The 24,597-nt window shown below is 70.1% G+C and carries 17 protein-coding genes; 12 read left to right on the top strand and 5 right to left on the bottom strand.

The features are described from left to right. Positions 1 to 21 precede the first annotated feature (21 nt). Positions 22 to 1,191, bottom strand: a complete 1,170-nt coding sequence (locus ABD893_RS03820) for a MauE/DoxX family redox-associated membrane protein (protein WP_345076209.1) — start codon at positions 1,189 to 1,191, stop codon at positions 22 to 24. A gap of 152 nt (positions 1,192 to 1,343) precedes the next feature. Here ABD893_RS03820 and ABD893_RS03825 point away from each other — a divergent pair, with 152 nt between their 5' ends. Then, positions 1,344 to 2,801 (top strand): aldehyde dehydrogenase family protein, encoded by a 1,458-nt coding sequence (locus ABD893_RS03825; RefSeq protein ID WP_345076210.1) that lies wholly within the window; start codon positions 1,344 to 1,346, stop codon positions 2,799 to 2,801. Positions 2,802 to 2,882: 81 nt separating this feature from the next. Here the strand turns inward: ABD893_RS03825 and ABD893_RS03830 are convergent, their stop codons facing one another. Beyond that, positions 2,883 to 4,436, bottom strand: coding sequence for a WXG100 family type VII secretion target (locus ABD893_RS03830; protein ID WP_345076211.1), 1,554 nt, complete (start codon positions 4,434 to 4,436; stop codon positions 2,883 to 2,885). Positions 4,437 to 4,679: 243 nt separating this feature from the next. On the opposite strand from ABD893_RS03830, the gene ABD893_RS03835 reads away from it, so the two are divergent. The 3 genes from ABD893_RS03835 (at position 4,680) to ABD893_RS03845 (ending at position 8,949) form a co-directional block, all read left to right on the top strand. Continuing rightward, on the top strand, positions 4,680 to 6,110 hold the full coding sequence (locus tag ABD893_RS03835) for an MFS transporter (RefSeq protein ID WP_345076212.1): 1,431 nt from the start codon (positions 4,680 to 4,682) through the stop codon (positions 6,108 to 6,110). A 33-nt stretch (positions 6,111 to 6,143) separates the two neighbouring features. Further along, positions 6,144 to 7,445 (top strand): hypothetical protein, encoded by a 1,302-nt coding sequence (locus ABD893_RS03840; protein ID WP_345076213.1) that lies wholly within the window; start codon positions 6,144 to 6,146, stop codon positions 7,443 to 7,445. A 184-nt stretch (positions 7,446 to 7,629) separates the two neighbouring features. Further along, the gene (locus tag ABD893_RS03845) at positions 7,630 to 8,949 is read left to right on the top strand and encodes a hypothetical protein (protein WP_345076214.1); all 1,320 of its coding nucleotides are present in this window, start codon (positions 7,630 to 7,632) and stop codon (positions 8,947 to 8,949) included. 45 nt (positions 8,950 to 8,994) lie between these two features. On the opposite strand, the gene ABD893_RS03850 is transcribed toward ABD893_RS03845, so the two are convergent. Together ABD893_RS03850 and ABD893_RS03855 are read right to left on the bottom strand one after the other, a co-directional pair. Further along, positions 8,995 to 9,879 (bottom strand): HTTM domain-containing protein, encoded by an 885-nt coding sequence (locus ABD893_RS03850; RefSeq protein WP_345076215.1) that lies wholly within the window; start codon positions 9,877 to 9,879, stop codon positions 8,995 to 8,997. Then, positions 9,876 to 10,328, bottom strand: coding sequence for a hypothetical protein (locus ABD893_RS03855; protein WP_345076216.1), 453 nt, complete (start codon positions 10,326 to 10,328; stop codon positions 9,876 to 9,878). The genes ABD893_RS03850 and ABD893_RS03855 overlap by 4 nt, the downstream gene beginning before the upstream one ends. Positions 10,329 to 10,573: 245 nt before the next feature. On the opposite strand from ABD893_RS03855, the gene ABD893_RS03860 reads away from it, so the two are divergent. Together ABD893_RS03860 and ABD893_RS03865 are read left to right on the top strand one after the other, a co-directional pair. Then, complete coding sequence (locus tag ABD893_RS03860) at positions 10,574 to 11,650, top strand: transglycosylase family protein (RefSeq protein WP_345076217.1); 1,077 nt, start codon at positions 10,574 to 10,576, stop codon at positions 11,648 to 11,650. A 366-nt stretch (positions 11,651 to 12,016) separates the two neighbouring features. Continuing rightward, positions 12,017 to 13,540: a sugar transferase gene (locus ABD893_RS03865; protein WP_345076218.1), complete on the top strand. Its 1,524-nt coding sequence runs from the start codon at positions 12,017 to 12,019 to the stop codon at positions 13,538 to 13,540. Positions 13,541 to 13,821: 281 nt separating this feature from the next. Here the strand turns inward: ABD893_RS03865 and ABD893_RS03870 are convergent, their stop codons facing one another. Beyond that, positions 13,822 to 14,268 carry an FAD synthase family protein gene (locus ABD893_RS03870; RefSeq protein WP_345076219.1) on the bottom strand — a complete coding sequence of 149 codons (447 nt, stop codon included), beginning with the start codon at positions 14,266 to 14,268 and terminating at the stop codon, positions 13,822 to 13,824. A gap of 308 nt (positions 14,269 to 14,576) precedes the next feature. Between ABD893_RS03870 and ABD893_RS03875 the strand changes: the two genes are divergently transcribed. The 6 genes from ABD893_RS03875 to ABD893_RS03900 all read left to right on the top strand — a co-directional run bounded on the left by ABD893_RS03875 (position 14,577) and on the right by ABD893_RS03900 (position 24,557). Further along, positions 14,577 to 15,518 carry a methylenetetrahydrofolate reductase gene (locus ABD893_RS03875; RefSeq protein ID WP_345076220.1) on the top strand — a complete coding sequence of 314 codons (942 nt, stop codon included), beginning with the start codon at positions 14,577 to 14,579 and terminating at the stop codon, positions 15,516 to 15,518. After that, a complete protein-coding gene (metE, locus tag ABD893_RS03880) occupies positions 15,515 to 17,905 on the top strand; it encodes a 5-methyltetrahydropteroyltriglutamate--homocysteine S-methyltransferase (protein ID WP_345076221.1) in 2,391 nt (796 codons plus the stop codon). The genes ABD893_RS03875 and metE overlap by 4 nt, the downstream gene beginning before the upstream one ends. A 64-nt stretch (positions 17,906 to 17,969) precedes the next feature. Further along, positions 17,970 to 18,821 (top strand): PHP domain-containing protein, encoded by an 852-nt coding sequence (locus ABD893_RS03885; protein WP_345076222.1) that lies wholly within the window; start codon positions 17,970 to 17,972, stop codon positions 18,819 to 18,821. 183 nt (positions 18,822 to 19,004) lie between these two features. Further along, on the top strand, positions 19,005 to 21,905 hold the full coding sequence (locus ABD893_RS03890; RefSeq protein ID WP_345076223.1) for a proline-rich domain-containing protein: 2,901 nt from the start codon (positions 19,005 to 19,007) through the stop codon (positions 21,903 to 21,905). A 239-nt stretch (positions 21,906 to 22,144) separates the two neighbouring features. After that, positions 22,145 to 23,212, top strand: coding sequence for an L-threonine 3-dehydrogenase (gene tdh / locus ABD893_RS03895; RefSeq protein ID WP_345076224.1), 1,068 nt, complete (start codon positions 22,145 to 22,147; stop codon positions 23,210 to 23,212). A 127-nt stretch (positions 23,213 to 23,339) separates the two neighbouring features. Further along, positions 23,340 to 24,557, top strand: coding sequence for a glycine C-acetyltransferase (locus ABD893_RS03900; RefSeq protein WP_345076225.1), 1,218 nt, complete (start codon positions 23,340 to 23,342; stop codon positions 24,555 to 24,557). Positions 24,558 to 24,597: the final 40 nt, after the last annotated feature.

A 24,597-nucleotide genomic window follows, 5' to 3' on the forward strand; every position in this document is an offset into this window, starting at 1 on the left:
CATCACCACCCCCGCGCAGCATCACCGTGCAGGCGGGCTGAGTTCCGCGCCGTCCGGCGCACCATGCGCCGCGCCGGCCAGCTGTTCCTGGATCGCCTCCACGAATTCGATCACCGCACTGCCACCGTCGACCGGTCCGCCGGCGAGCAGCCCGTCGGCGCCCAGCAGCACCGCGGAGGGTGCGGTCCTGCCTCCGAGCGTGCTGCGGGCGGTGAACTGCAGATCATGCATCGCGTGCTCACCCACGCGCTGCGTGGTGCGCTCCCGCAGCTGGTCGATCGGCCGTGAGAAGACGAATTTCACCTGCATGAACGGGGACAGTGAGTCGATCCAGCCGTCGGCCCGGTCCAGCACCCGCTCGCAGGGCCCGCAGCCTTCGGAGACGAAGATCAGCAGCGCCGCGCTCTGGGCGGTGAGCTGGGTGAGGGTGATCAGGCGCCCACTCGGCTGCTGGAGCACTCCGCCGGGGATCGCGGCACGCTCGTAGTCCAGCAGCTCCTCGTCGGCGGGCTCCTCAGCGGTCTCTGCACTGGCCAGCTCGGGGGCCCGCCCATCGGCCGTCGGTGCCGCCGCCAGCGCCGTCTGCACTCCTGCCGGTGCCCCGGCTCGCGGCCCAGCCGGAGTCTGGGTTCGTCCCTCGACCGGTCCACCGGTCGATCGCGCTGCGGCAGCGCCGTCGGCGAACCCTCCGAGAGTGAGGACGGTGAGCACGATCGCGAGCAGCAACGCGATCCCGAGCCCCACCAGCGACAGCGGCACCTGCACCAGCGCGAGAGTCATCGCTCCGCTGCTCGCCGCGAGCAGCGTGATGATCGCGAGCAGCATGAGCACCAGGTTGCGGCCCAGGGTGGTGCGTGAGACGGTCGGGGAGGCGAGCGTGCCGAAGCATGAGCATTCGACCGGCTCGCCGAAGGTCAGTGCCCTGGCGATGATGACGAGGTAGGCCACCATCAGCAGCGCCACGAGCATCGCGGTCAGCGCCTGCAGCGGCACGGAGGGCACCCACAGCCCCAGGGCCAGCACGATCTCCGCCACCGGCAGCAGGTTGGCGACCGAGCGGTGGAAACTGCGCAGCGGCAGCCGCAGCGACGTCATCGCATCCTCGGTGCCCTGCCGTGCACCGAGCTTCGCCAGGCCGGAGACCAGCAGCGTCAGTGTCAGCAGGATCGGCGCGGCCAGCAGCACGGTCATCGTCAGAGCCCTCCTCGCCGGCCCGGACGTCGGACCGTCATCACCCTCCATTGTCCGTGACGGGGACGCCCGCGGCGGAATCGGCGACGATCCTGGCAGGTGATCGTCATCCCGTCCTGCCGATGCCCAGCACCGAGATCTACGCTGGGGTCATGTCGAACGATGCGCACGACACCGCCACTGATCAGACCTCCGCCGAGCTCACCGCCCCTGCCGCGGATGCCCTGCGCTCCCGGATCCAGGCGGAGGTCACCGCCCTTCGGGAGTCCTTCGACGCCGGCACCACCCGGCCCCTCGCCGCCCGCCTCGCCCAGCTCGAGGCGCTCCGCCTCGGCCTGCGCAAGGAGGAGCCGCGCCTTGCCCGCGCGCTCGCCGAGGACCTCGGCAAGTCCCGCACCGAGAGTGCGCTGACCGAGCTCGGGGTAGTGGCCCAGGAGATCGCGCACACGATCAAGCATCTGCGCAGCTGGCAGCGACCCGAGCGGCTCTCCCTCGGAGCGATGCTGGCCCCCGCCACCGGGGAACTGCGCCGCGAACCGCTCGGCACCACGCTGATCATCTCGCCGTGGAACTATCCGGTGAACCTCACCCTCGCGCCGCTGGTCGCCGCGATCGCCGGGGGCAACACCGCGATCGTGAAGCCCAGCGAGGTGGCGCCGGCAACCTCCGCCGCGCTCGCCCACCTGCTGCGCACCCACCTCGATCCCGCCTGGGTGCGGGTGATCGAAGGGGCGGTGGAGGAGACCACGATCCTGCTCGAGCAGCGCTTCGACCTGATCTTCTACACCGGCAACGGGACCGTGGGCAGAATCGTGGCCCGCGCCGCGGCCGAGCATCTCACCCCCACCGTGCTCGAGCTGGGCGGGAAGTCGCCGGTGTTCGTGGACGAGGGAGCGGATCTCGCCGTCACCGCACGCCGGATCGTCTGGGGGAAGTTCACCAACGCCGGGCAGACGTGCATCGCCCCGGACTACCTGATGGCCACCCCGCGCACCGTGCAGCGCCTGCTGCCCCACCTCCGCAAGGCGGTGCGCGCTCTGTACAGCGGCAAGCCCGAGCGCAGCCTCGACTACGGGCGGCTCGTCAACACCAAGCACTTCGACCGGGTGCTCGCCCTGATCGACGACGACAAGGCCATCTGCGGCGGCACCGACACGGCCGACCGCGACACCCGCTTCATCCCTCCCACGATCATGACCGAGGTGGGCTGGGACGATGCGGTGATGGGGGAGGAGATCTTCGGCCCCGTGCTGCCGATCCTCACCGTCTCAGGTCCCGACGAGGCGATCGCCCGCATCCGCGCCGGGGAGAAGCCGCTGACCGCCTACGCCTTTACCCCGAGGCGGGACATCGAGGAGCGCTTCGCCGAGGAGACCTCCTCCGGATCGCTCGCCCTGGGCCTGACCCTCGCGCACGTGGGCACGACAGGCATGCCCTTCGGCGGGGTCGGGGAGTCCGGGATGGGCGCCTATCACGGCCGCGCCGGGTTCGAGGCGTTCACCCACGCCAAGCCCGTGGTCAAGAAGCCGCTAGCCCCGGACACCCTGAAGCTCGTCTACCCGCCGTACACCGGGGTCAAGCGGCGGGTCCTGCGGCGACTGTTTCGCTGAGACGGTGCGCGCTGTGGCACCTGGTCTGACCGCCACGAGGCCGATCGTTCGTCACCATTCTCCTGCCCTGGGAGCACCCGATCATGCCCAGGCAGGCAGAGCCGGGTTCTCGTACGGCGAGAACTCATTGAACTTCTCGACCACGTCGTCAGCATCGAACGCGCCGCCCGAGATGTCCTCCACGATCCGATTCGGGTTGATTCCGAAGGACGCACCGCTGAAGGGGCCGGTGTCAACGCCCGGGATCCCTCCACCCACGGAGATCGAGATCTCGTCGGTGCTGACCACGGCATGCCCGCTGAGCCCGACGCTCTTGCCGGCTGATTCACTCTGCGTGGTGGAGTGCTGGAACCACCCGTTGGGGCTGATGTGCTCCTCGGTGTAGCTGTATCCAGCGGAGGCGCCGCCCCCGACATCGAATCCGGAGGCCCACCCTGTGACCTCGCCATCGCCGTTACGGACCCGGTGGCCGTAGTGGGAGGCATGGGCGCCGGCTTCCGCGGTCGCCTCGACGGTGTAGATCGAGGAGCTGCCGTCCTCATTGGTCTCCGCGTAGCTGCCTCTTCCGGTCACCTCACCACCGGCGCGCCAGCCGATCCCGTAACCGTCTGGTCCGACGGTCAAGCCGCCTTCGGCGTAGCCCTCGGCAGTACCGGTGCCGGTGACGCCGGTGCCGTCATCACTGCCGCCACCAGCCTCGACCTGCGCGCCGCCCCGCGAGCCGACAGTCACGGTGACGTTGCCGTGCTCGTCCTCCGTGACGTTGATGCCTTCGCTGAAGCCCCATTTCCCTTTGACGTATCCACCTCCGGTGCCGACGGCCACCTCGCCGCCTTCATCGGTGCGCGTTCCCACGGGGCGGTCATCGTTCGTCGCGTCGCCGGTGCTTCCGTATCCCTCGTCGCCATAGACGTACTGTCCGTCATCGTCGACGGGCGCCTGGTTGGTGGGCGGCCACGGCATGTCATCTGGCCAGTTCGCGGGCTTCGTCGGCTCGGTCGGTGGGGTCCTCGGCTCGTCGCCGTGACCCAGATCCCCGAGGTCGATATCCCCAGGGTCCCCCGTCTGTGGACTCTCCTTGTCGGAATCCCCGGGCAGGTCAGGCAGCGGAGAGTCCCGCTTGCCGAGGACCCAGTCCCAGAAGTCGCCGCCCATGTCGGGCTCGCCAGGGGCGATCCCGGCGATCTCCTGGGACAGCCCCATGCCGCCGAACCCGATGCCATCGCCGGCGAAGAAGCCGGAGGGCACTGGGCGACCGCTGAGCCCGCCGAAGATCTGAAATGCGCTGAACGGATCCGGTCCCAAGGGGTCTCTCCAGCCGGCAGGCGCGGGATCGACCGCTGACCCTCCTCCTCCGGCCGCGCCGGGCCCCTTCCCGGCGGAGGCCACGTCCTGCTCCTGGGCGTGGGTCGTGACCTCTGCGCTGTACCCCTTCAGCGTTGCAGTGGCCCGTCCCAGAGCTGGTGCGGCGTGAGACGCCCACGTGTCGCGCAGGGAGTCCGCATCCGGTCCCTGCCAGTCTGCGGAGAGCACCACCCCGTCCAGACCCTGCAGGAGCTGATCGAGGGCTTGTGCGCCCGCATCGCAGCGGCGAGCGAAGGCAGCGAGCTCGGTCGTATTCGCCCCGTAGAACATGCACTGCCCCCTTGTAGTCTGAGCCGCTCGGTGTCTGAGCCGCGGGCGACCCCGCATAACCCCCGCAACGACGCCCGTCGTCCATCCTGTCTGGACGTCCAGGGCACTGTCGATGGGGAGTCCTCCCCATGTCCACGGGGCGGGCCCATGTCCACGGGGCGGGCGCGCTGCCCGGCCCGACCGCGGTGTCCCACCGGTCACCCCACCCTCCTCAAACCTGCACTGAGTGCATAGGGTGACCGGGTGATCCCTGACCCCAGCGCGCTGACCCCACCGGTGCGTCGCAAGCCCCTCCTCGCCGTCCTCCTCGCCCCGCTGTTCATGGCCCTGATCGCCGTGAGCGTCATCAACGTGGGCCTCACCGCGATCGGCGAAGGGCTCGACGCGGATACCGGCGACCTGCAATGGGTGATCTCCGGCTACGCGCTCGCCTTCGGCATGCTGCTGGTGCCCGCCGGCCGGGCCGGCGATGCCACCGGACGCCGACGGATGTTCATCATCGGCGTCGGGATCTTCACCCTCGGCTCGCTGCTGTCCGGTCTCGCGCCGAGCGTCGAGATGCTCAACCTCGCCCGCATCCTGCAGGGCATCGGCTCGGGCCTGCTGAACCCGCAGACGGTCGCGCTCATCCAGCAGCACTTCCGGGGCCAGGACCGCGCGCGGGCCTTCGCGCTGCTGGCCACCACCGTCGCGGTCGCGACCGCGATCGGCCCGGTCGTCGGCGGGGCGCTGATCCAGCTGCTGGGGCCGGAATGGGGCTGGCGTTGGATGTTCCTGATGAACGCGCCGATCGGCGTGATCGCGATCGTCGGCGCCTTCAGATACATCCCGGACGACAAGGCCCGCGGGAAGGGCCGCCCGGACCTCGACCCGGTCGGCGCGCTGCTGCTGTGCCTGGCGATCCTGGGGGTGATGCTGCCCTTCCTCGAGCGCGGCGGGCATGCACTGGTGTGGATGTCCTTCCCGGCCGGTCTGCTGATGCTGGGCCTGTGGTGGGTGTGGGAGCGGCGCTACCGGCGCTCCGGCCGCAGCCCGATGGTGGACACCGCGATCTTCGCGAACAAAGCTTTCCGCAACGGCATCCTCATCGTCTCGGTGTACTTCCTGGGCGCCACCAGCGTGTGGATCATCGTGCCGCTGTATCTGCAGATGCATCTGGGCCACACCGCCTTCGAGGCCTCGCTGATGGGCGTGCCCTCCTCGATCGCCGCCGCGATCAGTTCCCAGATCTCCGGCCGCTATGTGCTCACCTTCGGGCGACGGATGGTGATCGTGGGCTTCGGCGTCGCCTTCGTGGGCCTGGCCGGCACCACGGTGCTGACCGGTTTCGTGGAGAACCAGATGATCGCCTTCTGGTGGCTCGCTGTGCCGCTGACGCTGATGGGCCTCAGCCAGGGCATGACCATCTCCCCGAACCAGACCCTCACCCTGAACTCTGTGGACCCGCGATTCGGCGGCGTCGCCGGCGGCATCCTGCAGCTGGGTCAGCGCACCGGCGCCGCGATCGGCACCGCGATGATCCCGGGCATCATCTTCTCCCTCACCCTGGGCGGCACCGACTGGCTCGAGGCGTTCACCATCGCCCTGGTGATTATCATGGCGCTCACCCTGGCCGCGATGGGCGTGAGCTTCGCCGATCGTGCTCGGGAGAAGGCGGGCAAGGGCGCGCTGTAGCGGGAACCTGACGGGGGCTGGGGAGAGGAACGCATGGGGGCGCGAGGACGCGACCGCACGGGAGGACGTGACCGCGCAGCGGGGCGCGCTCTGCCGCTCGGCTGGGGCGACGAGCCTGCGTCGGCGAGCCCGACCGGGCCCTCGGACCCGACCGGATCCTCCGCCCCGCCTGAGGGCGCGGCCCCACGTCGACTCTCGACCCGCACGCGGCGGTTGCTCGCGATCGGCTCCGTGCTCGCCCTGGTGGCCGCCCTGTTCGTCGGCCTGCCGAGGCTGCTCAGCACCACCGCCGGACCGGAACGGGTGACTGCAGATTTCCTCCACGCAGTGATCGACGGCGACCTGGAGACCGTGCTCGCACAGGCCGAGCACGCCGCGGATGCCAGCGCCGCGGCCCTCACCGCGCAGGTGCTCCGTGAGGCGCACGACCAGCTCGAGTCCTTCGAGATCCAGCACGTCGAGGTCACGGCGGACACCGCCCGCGTCACCGCTTCGCTGCATACCGCTGCGGCCAGCGGCGAGGCCGTCTTCTCCCTGACCGCGGCCGATGCCGGTCCCTTCTCGCCCCTGGCCTGGGAGCTGACGCCGGTGGCACTGCCTGAATTCGTGATCGACGTGCCGTTCGGGGCACAGGAGATCGCGATCAACGGCGTCTCCTTCCCGATCGCCCAGCTCGCCATCACCGGCGATCCGTACGCGTCACGGGTCACGGTGCAGCTCCTGCCCGGGACCTACGAGATCTCCCTGCCCGGGGCGCGGCGCTGGTTGGAGGCGTCACCGCTCGCGTTCGAAGCCCCGCCCACCTTCGGGAACTGGCGCAAGCCCCTCAGCGGCCTGCAGTACGACCTCTCCGAGGACGGGCTGCAGGAGGTGCAGCGCCAGATCGACGCAGCGCTCGAGCACTGCGCGACCGAAACCTCGTCGGCGCCCGCGGGATGCCCCTTCGCGGTGCCCGAGGCGCCGACGGGAGCTCCCGCGACCACTGCGGTGCAGGGCACCTGGGCGCTGACGGAGCCGGCTCATATCGAGCTGCATCGGAGCGACGCCTTCTTGTGGATGGTGTACGGGACGGGGACGGCGGAGTTCACCCCGAGTGGCTCAGCGACCGGCGGAACAGCGCACGATGAGGCCGGTGCCGCGGCACCGATCGAGGTGGCCTTCGAGGTCGATGGAGCCGCCACCCTCGACGGCAAGGGCGAGCTCGCAGTGGCCCTGCGCAGCACGACCTCACTGAGTTACGCCTACTGCGTCGACGTGAAGACAGGCAACTTCACCGGGGTCACCATCATCGAGGACCTCGAGGATGCCACCATTGTCCAGAACGACTGCGCCTGAGCGGCACCGACCCGGCTCGGTGCGTCCCGAGGGCGCGATCGCGGAGCCGCGTACTCTGGACGGCACTGCTGCGGGATCGATGACCGCTCCCCGGCGGTGCCCACCCCTTGCGCCGGCCCGACACTGCTGTCCGCTCGGCCCTGCTACTGACGTGGCCATGCAACTGGCCTGATCCCGGAGCATCGTGAACGCCTCGACACCTGCCCCCACAGGGCGGACCCTCCCGCTGGGCTGGACCCAGCCCGAGGGCGAGCCGCCGGCGCAGCACGCCCCCGCCACCGGTGGGGCCCCTGCCCTCGATCTGGGCGGTGTCCGTGGACTGGGCGGAGCCACCCCACCGGACTCCGGCAGACGGCTGCGCCGCCCAGGGCTCGCGCTCGCCGGAGCGATCGGCGTGGTGCTCGCCCTCGTGCTGGTGCTGCCAGGGCTGCTGCTCGGGGGCGGCTCGCCGGAGGACCCGGTGCGGGAGTATCTCGACGCACTGGTGGCCGGCGATGTCACCACCGTGCGCGAGCACCTCGCGGCCTCCGAGGAGACGAGCGATATCGCCCTCACGCACGAGGTGCTGGCTGCCGCGACCGACAGGATCAGCTCCTACACGATCGACACCGTCCACACCGGCGGCGGGCAGGCCACGGTCACTGCGTCTCTGGTCTCCAGCACGGGCATCCAGCAGGCCAGCTTCACCGTGCGCTCCCAGGCAGCCAGCTCCTTCTCCCCGGCAGCCTGGGAGCTGGTGCCGGTGGCGGCGACGGAGTTCGTGATCACTGTGCCGGAGGGGGTTCAGGAACTGCTGATCAACGCGGTCCCGATCCCACTGTCGGGGCAGCCGAGCAGGGAGGGCATGTACGGCCAGCAACTCCTGGTCCTGCGCCTGCTGCCAGCCCGCTATGACCTGGAGCTGCCCGCACGCAGCGAGCGGCTGACCCCTGCGGTCGAGACGGTCTCCATCCCGATGCAGACGGACCAGCTGCGCCGTGCCGGGGTGGTGCTGGGCTATGAACTCTCCACGCAGGGCCGTGAGGACGTCACCGCACAGGTCGATGCGATCCTCGGGGAATGCGCCGCCGCCACGACAGCAGCGCCGCCGGACTGTCCCTTCTACGCCTTCACCGATTCCCGCCCCGGAGGTCCCGCCGAGGGCTCTCACGCAGTGGGCGCCGCGGAGTCCTTCGCGGAGTCGGGGACCTGGCAGGTCACTGCGCCGTCGACCTACCAGATCGAACGCTGGATCAGCGCATCCTGGAGCGTCACGAGCGACACCGGGTACGCGGTGTTCACTGCCGCGCCGGGCGCGGACGGCAGCGCGGGGACGTCCCAGATCGTTCCCTTCGTCATCGATGGCATCACCGTTCTGGACCCCTCGGGCCAGCTGCACGTCGTGCTGTCCCAGAGCTTCGTCCTGAACCCCGTCACCTGCATCGATGTGGAGGACGGGAGCCGCACGACAGCCCTGTGGCCCGTCGAGGGGGAGTCGGTCGGGGCCTGCCAGGACGGGGAGTGATGAGGCGGGGGTCACCGAGCGGGAAGTGTCCGGGCGCCGCCAGGCTCAACGGGAGCGCTGCGCTCGCCGCCCCGATGACCGTCCCGGCAGTCGTACCCGTTCGAGCGGCAGGAACGCCGCCCAGCAGATCACGGTGGGCAGGAAGTGGATCCCCAGCAGCAGCAGCGTGGACAGATGGAAGCCCAGGTACAGCGCGACGGCGAGGTAGAGGGCCTTCCCGCGGAGGAAGAGCACGACGGGGGAGAGGGTCTCCAGGGCGAGCCCGGCCCACTGCGCGGGGATGAACACCCACGGCGTGAACTCCACCAGCCAGTGCGCCAGCGCGCTGCCGCGGCGGATCGAAGCCCAGGTGAGGATCGCGCTGTTGCCCCAGTTCGCGAGAGAGCCGGAGTACAGGAGCTTCGGGATCACGGAGAAGAAATAGGTCGCGACCACCGCGATCTGGATCGCGCGCAGCGCCCAGCCGGCCGCCTCGCTGGTCGCCATCCCACTGGCGCCCACCCCGCCGGGAACCATCCCCTCGGACGAGGCACCGCCGCGCCCCACCCCGGCGACCGTGGGCAGCACCGTGACCGCCACCATCAGCGCCATGTGGTCATGGGCGACATAGCCGTAGGAGTTGCTATAGAGCATCCATAGCCAGAACGCGGCCGCGACCACCGTGCCGGACAGCCGTGGCCGCCAGCCCACGATCGCTGCCGCGCACCCGGCCAGGATCAGCGCCAGCAGGGAGTACGCCAGCGGCGCGGACACCGCCGGCAGCTGCAGCAGGCGCGCCAGCGCCACCGGAGAGTAGAACCCGGCATTGTTCGCATGGGCGAGGACATCACGGGAGAAGGTCAGCACATCCAGCACCACGAAGGCGTAGAGCAGCACTCGCAGCACTCGGATCCGAGCCAGCGGCAGGGCGGGGAACAGGAACCCCCTCACGGCGCCTCCCACCGGACCACCTCGACGAACTCCTCCCCGCCGTGGGCGGTGCCGCCCTGCAGGGAGGTGATCCGCTGGCACAGCACCAGCGCATCCAGCGGATGCTGCTCGGGATGGCGCCGGTCGAACTCGGCGGCCAGCGGGGCCAGCAGCTCCGGATCAGCCTTGATCGACGGGAGGTTGTTCTCCACGTCGGCCCGTTCGATGCCCACGCTCCGCTGACCGAAGCGGATGTCGAAGGGAGCTTCACCCTCCCGGAGTCCTTGGAGGCAGGTGTTGACCACCTCGCCGTCGGGGTCGGTGCCGGAGGAGAACTGGTCGAGCACACCGAAGGGGAACAGATCGTTGGAACGGGTCAGACCGCCCACCAGCAGCACCCCGATGCAGGCCACGACCGCCAGGGTCCGCCATGCCAGCGAGAGGGCACGGAGGGAGGGGGCGGTGGGCACCAGAGGAGCGTATCGGGATCAGGAGATGCTGGGTGCGACCCGCGACTCCTTGTACTCAGTAAATCCGTCGCTGTCATTCATGATTTCGGCGATTTCAGTAAAAGTTGCTTCAAGAGATGGCTCTGACTTGGCATCCGCGTGACCGGAAGTGCTGGTCGGCGGGAGACCGTGAGGGATGGGCCGACGTTTCGTCGCTGGCCCCCGCATCCCTCGCATCCCCTGCGCCCTTCCTCCAGGAGTTCTCGATGTCCGCACCCTCTCGTCTCCCCACCCATCGTGCCGATGGCTCCGCGGTCTACTTCCGCGGGGTGCGCGTGGCACCGAAGATGGCGGCCGTCACCGGCGGCGCCGTGATGGTGGCGGGCATGAGCGTGGTCGGCGGCGGCGTCGCCACGGCCGATAGCGGCGTGTGGGACAAGGTCGCCCAGTGCGAGTCCGGCGGCAACTGGTCGATCAACACCGGAAACGGCTACTACGGCGGGCTCCAGTTCTCCCCCTCCACCTGGAAGGCCTTCGGCGGCCACGAGTTCGCGAGCCAGGCGAACCAGGCCACCAAGTCCGAGCAGATCGCCGTCGCCCAGCGCACGCTGCAGCAGCAGGGCCCCGGCGCCTGGCCCACGTGCGGCAAGCGTGCCGGCCTCACCAAGTCCAACGGCGGTGCCGATTCGAACGCCCAGCCCGGCAGCCGCGGGGACTCCGCCTCCCGTGATGAGGTGCGCACCAGCCCCGGCAAGCTCGCGGTCGACGGCAAGTTCGGCGCCGCGACCACCCGCTCGCTCGAGGCCTGGATCGGTGTGAGCCAGAACGGTTCGCTCTCCTCCTCCGACATTCGCGCCCTGCAGTCCAAGGTCGGCGCCTCGGCCGACGGGAAGATCGGCGCTGAGACCACCACCAAGCTTCGTGCCGCGATGGGCCTCGGCGGGAACGGTGCCTGGGACTTCCGCTCCAACTACTCGACCGTGAAGGCGCTCCAGGGCTTCCTTAACAGCGGTGCTCCCGCCAAGAGCGCCCCCGCCCCCTCGGCACCTGCTGCCCCGGCGAAGTCCGCCCCGACCAGCGGCACCCTCGTCGTGGACGGGAAGTTCGGCTCGGCCACCACCCGCGCGCTCGAGGCGTGGGTGGGCGTGAGCCAGGACGGCTCGCTCTCGACCTCCGACATCAAGGCGCTGCAGTCGAAGGTCGGCGCCTCGGCCGACGGGAAGATCGGCGCCGAGACCACCGCGAAGCTCCGCGCCGCGATCGGTCATGGCAGCAACGGCGTGTGGGACTTCCGCACCAGCTACTCCACCGTCAAGGCACTGCAGCAGCACCTCAACGGCTGAGTGACGCGGGGAGAGCCCCGCACACCTCCAGCGGCCACCACCGCTAGCACTCATCACAGCGCGTCGACCCTTCGGGGTCGGCGCGCTGTTGTCGTGCTCGGAAAGATCGCCGTGCGTCGGCGCGCCGGCCCGTCTGCCCGCAGCCCGGCGAGGCCTCCGGGAGCCTCTGGAGGCCAGCCCCATTCCGTGCACCGTGCGCGAGGTCTCCCATTCCGCTACCAGGAGAGGTATAGTCACATTTCAGACAAGACGGACAAGTAGCGCAATATGGACATCGAGCCGAGATGTGTCGCGATGGCGCGCGCAGATCTGCTCGCGGTCGTGGCCCGAGCGCGCCGTCCCGGCTCCAGTCGCTGAGAGGTGCACGTGGCATTACCGCAGGCAGTCAAGGCTGTTGGTTCCTCGCTCCCGTTGCTCGGGAGCCCGCTTCCGCTCCGCGCTCCGGCCAGGCCGGCGCGGCCCCGCCGTACTGATCGCGGCGACGACCGTCTGGTGGTCTCCGTGATCGTCATGGCGGACCTCCTGGTGCTCGCCGTGGCCTGCGGGATCGCGGTGGTGATCCGGCAGAACCTCGCGTTCCTGGAGTCGGCGCCGAACCTCTCGGGGTATGTGGTGCGCACCTCGGTGGTGATCGCAGCGGTCTGGATGCTCGCCATCCTGATCTCCGGCGCAACGAACCCCCGGCTGCTGTCCGCCGGACCTGAGATCTACCGCAATGTGCTGGTGGGAAGCCTCGGGGCGGTGGGGCTCACCGGTGCGGTGCTCTTCCTCGCGGACATCCAGCTCTCTCGTCCCTACTTCGTCGCCCTGTTCCTGGTGGGCCCCCTGCTCCTGCTGCTGGTGCGAGTGGTGGCCCGACGCTGCGTGAATCTTGCCCGCACACGGGGGCACCTGCGCTCGCAGGTCCTGGTGGTCGGTTCCACCGGGCATGTGCGCGGCATCGTGCGCACCCTGACCCGCGAGGTCTGGCTGGGCTACGACGTGGTCGGTGCGATCGCCCCGATCAGCGATGAGCACCGCGGCGAGGATGCAGGGGTGCCGATCCTCGGCGACGAGTCCCAGCTGCTGGAGCTGGTGCGGGCGCAGCAGCCCGACATCGTGCTGTTCACCGCCGGCTCGTCCGCGAGCGCCGAGGAGTTCCGACGCGTCGCCTGGGAGCTCGAAGGGCTCGAGGTCGGAGTCATCGTGGTCCCCGGCATCAGTGAGATCTCGGGCGATCGGATCCGGATGCGGCCGGTGGCCGGGCTGCCGCTGGTGCACATGGACCTGCCGCGCGCCCGCAAGGCGCTGCGCTGGGGCAAGCGACTGTTCGACATCGTCGCCAGCGCTGTGCTGCTGCTGTTCCTCGCGCCGGTGCTCGCGATCGTGGCGCTCTTCGTTCACCTGGGCGACGGTGGCGGGGTCATCTTCCGCCAGCAGCGCGTAGGACGCACGGGAGAGCCGTTCGAGTTCCTGAAGTTCCGCTCCATGGTGGTCGACGCGGAAGCCCGCCGGGCCGAGCTCGAGCAGCTTGCGCGCGACCGCGGCAACGACGTGCTGTTCAAGATGTCGGACGATCCGCGGATCACCCGGGTGGGCAAGCTGCTGCGCCGCTACTCCCTCGACGAGCTGCCGCAGCTGTGGAATGTGCTGCGCGGGGACATGAGCTTGGTCGGGCCGCGACCTGCCCTGCCCCAGGAAGTCAGCGGCTACGACGGGGACGCGCACCGGCGCCTGGCTGTGCGGCCCGGCATCACCGGGCTCTGGCAGGTCTCCGGCCGCAGCGACCTCTCCTGGGATGACACCGTGCGACTGGACCTGTTCTACGTCGACAACTGGTCCTTCATGCAGGACCTCCTGATCTTGGTGCGCACTGCGCGCGCCGTGCTGGCCTCCCGAGGGGCGTACTGAGCGACGCTTCCCCGGGGCGGGGTGACGCCCTCGTAGGAGGGAAGTGCTGAGCCCCCTTGCGAGGGCGTTCCGCTGCCCGGGACTCCTGGAGTGAGGGGATGGTTGGATCGGGGCCGCTGGAATGCGGGGGCCGCTGGATCGTGGGGCCGACGGATCGGGCGCTGATGCGCAGACGAGACCCCGGTGATGAACTGGTCGTCACCGGGGTCTCAGATGCTGCGGACTGCGGACTGCGGACTGCGGACTGCGGACTGCGGACTGCGGACTGCCGGCCGAAGGCCTCAGCTGGCTCCGGCCGTCTGCAGCTCCGCGGAAGCGGTGATCGCTGCCAGTGCCCGTCGCAGGGCGGTGCTGGAGGTGTGGACGGTGTAGGGGAGATAGGCCACCTCGACCCCCACCTCGGCGAACTGCTCCTCCAGCAGGAGCCCCTTGGGGGTGCCGCGCCAGTCATCGCCCTTGAAGAAGTGGGTGAAGTGCATGTCGCGCCACGCGTCGAGCTTGGACGGGCTGGTCTCCACGTAGACCCGGTCCACGAAACGCAGGTGGCGCACGATCTCGGCGCGCTCCCCGGTGGGGATCACGGGCTCGATGCCCTTGACCTCGCGCAGCATCTCGTCGCTCACCACGCCCGCGATCAGCACGTCGCAGTGCTGCTTGGCATGGCGGAGCAGATTCAGGTGCCCTACATGGAAGAGGTCGAATGCTCCTGCTGCGTATCCGATCCGCATTGTGACCTCCCGGTCCGTCGTGCCGGCGTTGCTGAGGTGCCGGTCATCCCTGAATCCTACCCGGCAAAGAGGAAAAAAGGGGTAAACCGGACACTGTAATCCCGGGGGTCGGATCGGGCCGCCGGACCCGACCGAGCTGGTCGAGGCGGCTGCCGTTACGTCAGACCAGACCCAGGCGCCTCCGGGAGGGCCTCTCCTCGACATCCCGTGTGAACTCGCGCGTCGCGGAGAGAACCGGACCGTCGAGCACGTTCATCGGTGCACACATTTCTTCCCTGCCACCGGGGGAGGCTCGTAGCTTTCCCGCTATGTCCGCCACCACGACGCTGCCCGAGCTCGAGCGCACCGCCCCTGCGCGCCACCGCCCCGCGCTCAGCTACGAGCTGTTTCCGGCCCGGTCCGACACCTCCTTCGAGCGGCTGCGCGAGACCATCACCCAGCTCGAGGCCACCGCCCCCGATCATGTTTCGGTGACCAGCCGGGCCGGCCACGGGAATCTCTCCCGTGTCCTCGAGCTCACCGAGCACGTCCTGGCTGAGACCTCGCTGCGCCCGCTGGTGCACCTCACCTCGGTGGGCTCCACCCGTGCGCAGCTGACCACGATCATCCACGCGCTCCTGGACCGCGGCGTGCGCGGACTGCTCGCCCTGCGCGGCGACCAGCCTGCGGGCCATCATCTCGAGGACGACGAGATCCCCTTCGCCCGGCCCCTGGTGGAGCTGATCCGCGCCATCGAGCGCGAGCGCACCGCGAGCCTCGCGGGCGGGCGGGTGAGCATCGGTGTGGCCGCCTATCCGCACCGCCATCCCGAATCACCCACCACCAGCCACGACACCGAGGTGCTGGTGGCCAAGGAGCGCGCCGGAGCGGATTTCGCCATCACCCAGGTGTTCTTCGATCCCGCGGCGTACTGCCATCTGCTCGAGCGGTCCCGCGCCGCCGGGATCCGGATGCCGCTGGTGCCCGGACTGGTCCCCGCCACGAACGCGCGGCGCCTGCAGCGCCTGGCCGCGATGAGCGGCGTCGAACCCCCGCGCGAACTCCTCCACCAGCTCGAGATCGCTGCTGACGACACCGAACGCCGACGGATCGGGGTGCGCTTCACCGTAGACCTCGCCCGCCGCGTTCTCGATTCCGGAGCCCCGGGCCTGCACCTGTTCACCTTCAACTCGCATGCCGATGCGCTCGACGTGCTCGACCACCTCGACCTGGACCGCTGGTCCACCCCCTCGCAAGGAGAGAACCGATGACCGTCCAGACCACGCAGCCCGGCCAGAGCCGACAGTCCGCAGCGTCGACGCAGAACGCGCCGCTGCCTGCCGCCACCCCTGTCGGATACCCCCGCATCGGCCCCGACCGGGAGCTGAAGAAGGCTGAGGAGGCCTACTGGGCCGGCCGCATCGACCGCGCCGAGTTCGCCCGCCGCGCCCGTGAGCTGCGCCGCGCCACCCGCACGCGCCTCGCCGAGCTGGGCCTGGCCGCTGCGGCCGCCGCCCCGGAGAGCTTCTCCCTCTACGACCAGGTGCTCGACGCCGCGCTCGCCGTGGGGGTCGTCCCGGATCGCTTCGCCTCCGTGCTCGGGGCCGACGGCACGATTGACGACGACGGACTCTTCGCCCTCGCTCGCGGCGTCGCGCGCGGAAAAGGAGAGCAGCCGCCGCTGGAGATGACCAAGTGGTTCGACACCAACTACCACTACCTGGTCCCCGAGATCGGCCCCGACACCGACCTCCACCTCGCCTCCACCCGCGTGGTGGACCTCTTCCGAGAGTCCCTCGAGGACGGCCCCGGCACCCGCCCCGTGCTGGTGGGGCCGCTGACCCTGCTGCTGCTCGCCAAGGCCCAGGACGGTGCCCCGGAGAGCTTCGATCCGCTGGACCGCCTGGACGACGTCGTGGCCGTGTACGCGCAGCTGCTCTCCCGCCTCGCGGCGGCCGGCGCTCCCTGGGTGCAGCTCGACGAACCCGCGCTCGCCGCCGACCAGCGCCTGGACCAGTCGGCCCTGGCCGCCGCCCTGCAGCGCTCCGTCGGCCGCCTCGCCGCAGGCGCGGACCGCCCGCAGCTGCTGGTCACGACCCCGTACGGCGGGATCGGTGATCTGCTGCCGACGCTGCTGGCCACCGGCGCCGAGGCCGTGCACCTCGACCTCACCCGGGGCGAGCTGCCCACTATCGCCCAGCTCGATGGGGTCGACACCGTGCAGCTCGTCGCCGGGCTCATCGAGGGCCGTTCCGTCTGGCGCACAGAGCTGCCCACCGCCGCCGCTCGCTTGGCCGAGCTGCGCCGACGCGTGACCGAGGCCGGGGGAGAGGCGGCCGCGATCTCCGTGTCGACCTCCGTGTCCCTCCAGCACGTCCCGCACACCCTGACCCTTGAGACCTCGCTGCCCGCCGAGCTCGTGGCCACCCTGGCCTTCGCCGACGAGAAGATCACCGAGCTCGTCACCCTCGCCGCCGGCAGCGTCGAGCCCGGGGCGGTCGATGGTCCGCGCTCTGTGCCGCGCACCTTCGAGGGCGTGCAGGTTCCCGCCGTGCGCGAGCGCGCCGCCTCCGCCACCACCGCAGACACCGAGCGCGCCACCTACGAGGAGCGGGCCGAGGCCCAGCGCGTGGCCCTCGGTCTGCCGGACCTGCCCACCACCACCATCGGCTCCTTCCCACAGGTGGCGGAGGTGCGCGCCGCCCGCGCCGCCCATCGCCGCAGAGAGCTGGACGACGCCGGCTACGAGCAGGCGATGAAGGAGGAGATCGCCCGCGTGATCGCCCTCCAGGAGGAGCTGGGGCTGGACGTCCTGGTGCACGGCGAGCCCGAGCGCAACGACATGGTCCAGTACTTCGCCGAGAACCTTGGCGGCTTCGCGACCACCGAGCACGGCTGGGTGCAGTCCTACGGCTCCCGTTGCACGCGCCCCTCGATCCTGTTCGGCGACGTGCACCGCCCCGCCCCCATCACGGTGGGCTGGGCGACCTACGCCCAGTCGCTCACCCCGCGCCCCGTCAAGGGCATGCTCACCGGCCCTGTCACGATCCTGGCCTGGTCCTTCGTGCGCGATGACCAGCCCCTCGGGGACACTGCCGCCCAGGTGGGCCTCGCCCTGCGCGACGAGGTGACCGACCTCGAGGCCGCCGGGATCCGCATCGTCCAGGTCGACGAGCCCGCCCTGCGCGAGCTCCTGCCCCTGCGGGAGGTGCAGCACGCGGACTACCTGGACTGGTCCGTGCGCTCCTTCCGCCTGGCGACGTCCGGCGTGGAGACTGCCACCCAGATCCACACACACCTCTGCTACAGCGAGTTCAACGTGGTCGTCGGTGCGATCGACGCCCTGAACGCGGACGTCACCTCGATCGAATCAGCGCGCTCCCGGGGCGAGATCCTCGAGGCGATCGACCCCGGAGCCTTCCCTCGCGGCATCGGCCCGGGCGTATGGGACATCCACTCCCCACGCGTCCCCGGTGCCGAGGAGATCGCCGAGCAGGTGCGTCGCGCCCGCGCCGTGGTGGGCCCGGAGCGGCTGTGGGTCAATCCCGACTGCGGCCTGAAGACCCGCGGCTACGCCGAGACCGAGGCCAGCCTGCGCCATCTCGTCCAGGCGGTCCGTGAGGTGCGGGCTGAGGCGGAGGTGACCGTGGTCGCCTGAGCCCGGACTGCGCAGGACTGGGCGCCGGGGTGGCGCGGCAAGCGTGATGTGCCACCCTGGCCTCATGACGCTCCCCGCCGACAGCCATGTCCACAGCGAGTTCTCCTGGGACACCGGCGGTCCCGACTCCGCCGCCCGCGGCACGATGGAGGCCACCTGCGCCCGCGCGGTGCGCATCGGGCTGCCTGCGCTGTTCTTCACCGAGCACCTCGACCTCGAGGACGCCTGGTTCAGCGATTCCGAGGACTTCGCCGACCATGAGCGCCACCTGCTCGACGCGGACGGGATCGTCCACGTGCCCCGCTTCGATCTCGACGGCTATCTCGAGAGCATCGACCGCTGTCGAGCTGCCTTCCCCGAGCTGCGTATCGGTACTGGCCTCGAGTTCGGTCAGCCCCATCTGCGCGCCGAGGCCGCGCGGCAGCAGCTGGATTTCAGTGACTTCGACCGGGTCATCGGCTCTCTGCACACCCTCGAGTTCGAGGGCCGACGGGTCGAACCCAACACCCTGTTCCGGCGCCTACCGGCTGACGACGTGATCCGCCGCTATCTCGCCGAAGTCCCGGCCCTGGTGGCGGGGGATGAGCCCTTCGAGATCGTCACCCACCTCGACTACGCCCTGCGGTACTGGCCCGAGGAGCTCGAGGGCCCCGTGGACCCGCGGCGCTACGAGGAGGAGTTCCGCACCGCGCTGCGCGCCATCGCCGACAGCGGCCGCGCACTGGAGATGAACACGAGGCGGCTCTGGTCGTGGATGCCTCGGTGGTGGAGCGAAGAGGGGGGCCGGGCGATCAGCTTCGGCAGTGACGCTCACATGCCTCACGCCCTCGCGCACGGGTTCCCCGAAGCCGTCGCCATGGTCGAGGAATTCGGGTTCCGGGCCGGCGCCACCGCCCAGGAGCTCTGGCGGCGCTGACCGGGATGCACATATCTCCTGGTGAGGTTGGCGTCCCGGACAGATGTCGGTAACCTGTGAAGGTCGTGGGGGACACCTGGGTGGGGAACTGTGTAAAAACAGCGCGCTCTGACGCGCCCTGTTGTGCTGTCGAATCTGGGACCACGTCGCATCGAATCGTTCGACGACCCGGAAGGAACGCACATGACTGTGCCTGGTGGGGGACATTACCCGTCACAGGATCCGCACTCGCAGGATCCCCAGCAGTTCAACGCAGGACCGCCGCAGGAACCTCAGCAGGCGGGAGGCCAGTACCAGTCGCAGCATCAGCACCAGCCTCAGCTGCAGTACGGGTCTCCCGCACCGCAGTACGGCTCCCCGCACTCCGCCCCGCAGCACGGCTCGCCAGCGCCCCAGGGCGCTCCCGTCGGCCCGGGTTCTCCGGCGCCGCAGGGATACGCGCCAGCTCCGGTCGCCGCCACCGGGATGACCCCGGAGCAGCTGAAGCAGAAGCTGGGCGCCGCGGGCCTGACCAATCCGCTGCCTTCCCTCGCGGTCGGTGGCGTCACCTACCTCGGCGGCATCCTCGTCTCCGTCCTGGCGATCGTGCTGCTCGCGATCGCGGCCGCGATCGCAGGCATGGGCAACCCGGTCGAGGCCACGCTCGAGGGCATGGACATCCAGCCTGACCAGGCACTCAGCGGCATCGCCTCGGCGCTGCGCTTCCCCTTCCAGCTGGTCGCGATGGCGATGCTGGGCTCCCTCGGCTTCAGCAAGACCTTCGACGGTGAGAGCGTCAGCGCATCGATCCGCCTGCTGCCCGGCGTGATCACCGTGGTGATGGCGCTGCTGAGCTTCTACGGCGGCCGCTTCGTGCAGCGTCGACAGGCTGCCGGACAGCTGGGCATCTGGGTCTCCGCCGTCCTCACCGGATTCGTGGTCGCCCTGGTCACCGTGCTCGCCGCGCTGATCTTCGCGCAGCCGATCCCGGTCGACGAGGACGTCACGCTGCGTCTGCACGCGGCTGGCTTCGACACCTTCTTCGGTGCATTCCTCCTGCTCACCCTGGCGCATGCGCTCGGCCGGATCAGCCTGCGCTCGCGCCCGTCCTGGTGGCCCCTGGTCACCGACCTCACCGCCGGCTTCAAGCTCGCCCTCACCCACGCGCTGCTCATCACGGTGCTGGCCTTCGCGGGCATCACGGTGGCCACCACCATCCAGGCGCTGATCGACGGGGAGACCCCGCCGATGCTCTACGTGATCCTGCTGCTGCCCCTGCTGGGCGGCTACGTCCTGTCCTACCTCACGGGCATGGACCTGCTGTCCTCGCTCAGCGCCTCGATCACCGGTCCCGGCCTGCTCGACGAGTTCGGCATCACCGGCAGCGAGTTCTTCTCGGTCTTCTCGATGCCCTGGTACGCGTGGCTGGGCGCCCTGGTGCTGATCCCCATCGGCCTGCTCGTGGCAGCGCTGCTGTGGCAGCACCAGCGCCAGGTGGTGCCCAGCAACGTGGTCGCCCTCGCGGTCTCGTGGGCTGCGCTGCCGGTGGTCTACTTTGTCAGCGCGCTCGGGCTGCTGATCCTCGCTCGGTTCTCGGCCTCGGTGGGCTACTCCGGCACCTTCGGTGACGGCGAGGTGATCGGTGCGTCCCTGGGGCTCGCCGCGTGGACCCCGCTGCTGGCAGGCATCGCCGGCGTGATCGTGGAGCTGCTCTCGCGCTTCGTGACTCCGCTGGCCGCGCCCTTCATCCCGGCGAAGGTGCTGTCCTGGTTCCGGCGTCCGCTGGCTCCGGCACTCGCCGGCACGGCGACCGCAGCCTTCGCAGCGGGCACCGCAGGCGGGCCTGCTGATGCAGCCTCTGCCGACGCCGCCTCGGCGCCGAACGCGCAGGGGATCCCGACCGAGCTCGCCGGTGCGACCCTGCAGCCGGATCCTCCGCAGGTCGGCGCTCCGGATACCGCCGCGACGGCGCAGTCCACGACCGGCAGCCCCTACGCCACCGTGGCGCTCGGCGGCGGAACGGCTGCGGCCGCCGCGGCTGCACCCGGCCAGGAGCAGGCTCCGGCCACGCCGCTCTCACCGAAGGCGCGCAAGCTCCTGGTCGGCGGCGGCATCGCCGTCGGCGGCGCCTTCGTGCTGCTGGTGGGGATCGCGATCGCGTTCAACATCATCTCCTCCACCGTGTTCTCCCCGGAGAAGCGGGTTGAGGCGTATCTCAGCGCTCTGCAGGAGGGGGACGCCGCCCAGGCGGTGGAGATCTCCGCCCCGAACGCACCCACGGCCCAGCAGGTGCTGCTGACCAACGCGATCGCCGGCTCCGCAGAGAACCGCATCAGCAGCTACGAGATCCTCGACTCGGAGGAGTCCGGGGATGACGAGGTGCTGGTCACCGCGACGGTGGTCCAGGACGGGGTGAGCACCACCCGGAACTTCTTCGTCGAGCGCAGCGGACGCACCGCGCTGGTGTTCCCCGAATGGCGGATGGGCGAGACCGAGTACGCCTATCTCGCGCTGGAGATCCCGGAAGGGGCGAGCACCCTCCTGGTCAACGGCCAGGAAGTGGCGGTGGAGAGCCTCGCTGTCGACGGAGGCTACGCCGTGGCCGCTGTGCTCCCGGGTCAGTACACCGTGAGCCTGCCCGAGGTCTCGGAGTTCATCAGCTCCGAGCAGAGCGCCGTGTTCGTCCCCGCGGATCCGGAGGGCTGGTACGAGCTGTACGCGGCACCGATCTACACGCTCAGCGAAGCCGGCACCGCCGAGGTCCAGTCCCAGGTCAAGGCGGCCTTGGACGAGTGCGCGAAGTCCACGGAGGCCTCCCCCGAGGACTGCCCGTTCTCTGCCTGGGCCAGCAGCATGGTCGAAGGCTCCGGTTCCTGGACCATCGACACCTACCCGACCGTCGAGCTTGAACCGACGTCGGAGGGTTGGAGCCTGTCCAGCTATGACAGCCCGGGGGAGGCGACCTTCTCGTACCAGCAGGAGAGCTGGAACGAAGAAGACGCCCCCACCGACGAGACGGACACCTCGACGCTCCGCGTCTCGGGCACCGCGACCCTCGGCGAGGACGGCACCCTCACGGTCGATCTCTCGGAGGACGGCTGGTGATCCGTCCCCGTAACGGAGGCTGAGTCGAGAGGCCGGACAGGTGCGCACCTGTCCGGCCTCTTCTTCATCCCGTCTGCGTTCTCCCAAGGGGGCTCGTCCGGCTCCGTCCCGCCCCGTATCCTCGTCGAGGCGGTCCCCACCGAGGCCGCAGCCCCGCCGCGACGCGATGCCCGCCCCCGCCTCGACTCGTCCGGTACGGGCACACAGCGCTCCCACGGGGAGCCGGACGAGGAGGTCTGATGCGCGCACTGCGCAAGGTCGCACCCGGTGCCGGGTTGGAATGGACGACGGTCGAGGAACCCGGCTGCGGGCCCTGGGACGTGAAGGTGCGGGTGTTGCGCGCCGGTATCTGCGGCACTGACCTGCACATCCTCGCCTGGGATTCCTCTGCCGAGGCCATGTGCGACACGGTCCCCTTCACCCCCGGTCATGAGTTCTACGGCGAAGTCGTCGAGGTGGGGGAGGACGTCGCTGATGTGCGTGTCGGAGACCGCATCTCCGGGGAGGGCCATGTGGTGTGCGGAGTGTGCCGCAACTGCCGGGCCGGACGCCGCCAGATGTGCATCCGCACCCGCTCCGTGGGCGTCCAGCGCGACGGGGCGTTCGCCGAATATGTGACCGTGCCGCACCAGAATGTGTGGGTGCACGAACATGACGGCGGGGAGGAGCTGATCAGCCCCGAGCTCGGCGCCGTCTTCGACCCGCTGGGCAATGCGGTCCATACCGCGCTGAAGTTCCCGGTGGTGGGGGAGGACGTGCTGATCACCGGCGCCGGACCGATCGGGCAGATGGCCGCCGCTGTCGCCCGCCACGCCGGCGCCCGCTACATCACCATCACCGACGTCTCGCCCGAGCGCCTGACGATGGCCGAGGGCTGCGGCGCCGATGTGGTCCTGGACGTGTCCAGCCAGAAGGTGCGTGACGCCCAGCGCAGCCTGGGCATGCGCGAAGGCTTCGACGTGGGGCTCGAGATCTCCGGACAGGCCCGGGCCCTGCAGGAGATGATCGAGAACATGAACCACGGCGGCAAGATCGCACTGCTGGGCCTGCCCTCGCAGCAGTTCGAGATCGACTGGACCATGGTCGTCACCCGCATGCTCACCCTGCAGGGGATCTACGGCCGGGAGATGTTCGAGACCTGGAACGGGATGTCCGCGATGCTCAGCACCTCCGAGGTGCTGCGCGCCGCGATCACCCGCACCATCACCGACGTGCTCCCTGCCTCCGACTGGGAGCACGGCTTCGAGATCGCCAAGGCCGGCACCGCAGGCAAGGTCGTGCTGGACTGGAGCATGCTGGACGACTGACTCGTCGGACCCTTCCACCCCGGCCGGCCCGTCGGCCGCTCACTCCACTCCTGTACCCGTCGCCCACCCCGCGCACGCATCCCGCCACCGTCGCTTCAGAGCACCCCATGGAAGGACCTCCACCCCGATGTACACCGACCTCAAGGACCAGCTGACCGCCGAGCTCACCGAGATCGAGCAGGCCGGCACCTTCAAGCACGAGCGGGTCATCTCCACCCCGCAGGCCGGGCGGATCATCGCCGGGCCCGTGGGCCGCGAGGGTGCGGAGGTGCTGAACTTCTGCGCCAACAACTACCTCGGCCTCGCCGACCATCCCCAGATCATCGCGAGCGCGAAGCAGGCCCTGGACGAGCGGGGCTTCGGCATGGCCTCGGTGCGCTTCATCTGCGGCACCCAGGACCTCCACCTCGAGCTCGAGGCCGCCGTCTCGGACTTCCTCGGCACCGAGGAGACGATCCTGTTCTCCTCCTGCTTCGACGCCAACGGAGCAGTGTTCGAGCCGCTGTTCGGCAAGGACGACGCGATCATCTCCGACGCGCTGAACCACGCCTCCCTGATCGACGGGATCCGGCTGTCCAAGGCGGCCCGCTTCCGCTACCGCAACGCCGACCTCGATGATCTGCGCACCCAGCTCGAGGCCGTCGCGGCGCTGCGCGAGGGTCACGGCGCGCGCCGCACCATCATCGTCACCGACGGCGTCTTCTCCATGGACGGCTTCCTCGCCCCGCTCGAGGGGATCTGCGACCTCGCCGAGGAGTTCGGTGCGCTGGTGATGGTGGACGACTCCCATGCCGTGGGCTTCATGGGCGCGACCGGCGCGGGCACCCCCGAGCACTTCGGGGTCTCCGAGCGCATCGACATCTATACCGGCACCTTCGGCAAGGCGCTCGGCGGCGCGAGCGGCGGGTACGTCTCCGGCCGACGCGAGATCGTGGCGATGCTGCGCCAGAAGGGCCGCCCCTACTTGTTCTCCAACTCGCTGGCCCCCTCGATCGTCGCCGCGACCCTCACCGCGCTCGAGCTGGTCGAGGGCAGCGCCGAGCTGCGCGGCACCCTGTTCCGCAACGCCGAGCTGTTCCGCCGCCGGATGAGCGAGGAGGGCTTCGAGCTGCTGCCCGGCGAGCACGCGATCGTGCCGGTGATGTTCGGGGACGCGGCGCTGGCCGGCCGGATCGCCGACGCGATGCTCGAGCACGGCGTCTACGTCACCGCCTTCTCCTATCCCGTGGTCCCGCAGGGCAAGGCCCGGATCCGGGTGCAGCTCTCCGCCGCCCACACCGAGGAGGACGTCGAGGCTGCGGTCCGCGCCTTCGTCGACTCTCGCGCCGCGGTCGAACAGGGATGAGCCCGGGTGCGGCGGGGCCCTGCGGTCCGGACCTGGCGGG

This window comes from Brachybacterium paraconglomeratum (assembly GCF_039541415.1).
GTDB classification, from domain to species: domain Bacteria; phylum Actinomycetota; class Actinomycetes; order Actinomycetales; family Dermabacteraceae; genus Brachybacterium; species Brachybacterium paraconglomeratum_A.

Bases quoted from the DNA above. Each gene is read 5' to 3' on its own strand.
- ABD893_RS03820 (WP_345076209.1), bottom strand. From the start codon at position 1,191: ATGACCGTGCTGCTGGCCGCGCCGATCCTGCTGACACTGACGCTGCTG.
- ABD893_RS03825 (WP_345076210.1), top strand. From the start codon at position 1,344: ATGTCGAACGATGCGCACGACACCGCCACTGATCAGACCTCCGCCGAG.
- ABD893_RS03830 (WP_345076211.1), bottom strand. From the start codon at position 4,436: ATGTTCTACGGGGCGAATACGACCGAGCTCGCTGCCTTCGCTCGCCGC.
- ABD893_RS03840 (WP_345076213.1), top strand. From the start codon at position 6,144: ATGGGGGCGCGAGGACGCGACCGCACGGGAGGACGTGACCGCGCAGCG.
- ABD893_RS03860 (WP_345076217.1), top strand. From the start codon at position 10,574: ATGTCCGCACCCTCTCGTCTCCCCACCCATCGTGCCGATGGCTCCGCG.
- ABD893_RS03870 (WP_345076219.1), bottom strand. From the start codon at position 14,268: ATGCGGATCGGATACGCAGCAGGAGCATTCGACCTCTTCCATGTAGGG.
- ABD893_RS03875 (WP_345076220.1), top strand. From the start codon at position 14,577: ATGTCCGCCACCACGACGCTGCCCGAGCTCGAGCGCACCGCCCCTGCG.
- metE (WP_345076221.1), top strand. From the start codon at position 15,515: ATGACCGTCCAGACCACGCAGCCCGGCCAGAGCCGACAGTCCGCAGCG.
- ABD893_RS03885 (WP_345076222.1), top strand. From the start codon at position 17,970: ATGACGCTCCCCGCCGACAGCCATGTCCACAGCGAGTTCTCCTGGGAC.
- ABD893_RS03890 (WP_345076223.1), top strand. From the start codon at position 19,005: ATGACTGTGCCTGGTGGGGGACATTACCCGTCACAGGATCCGCACTCG.
- tdh (WP_345076224.1), top strand. From the start codon at position 22,145: ATGCGCGCACTGCGCAAGGTCGCACCCGGTGCCGGGTTGGAATGGACG.
- ABD893_RS03900 (WP_345076225.1), top strand. From the start codon at position 23,340: ATGTACACCGACCTCAAGGACCAGCTGACCGCCGAGCTCACCGAGATC.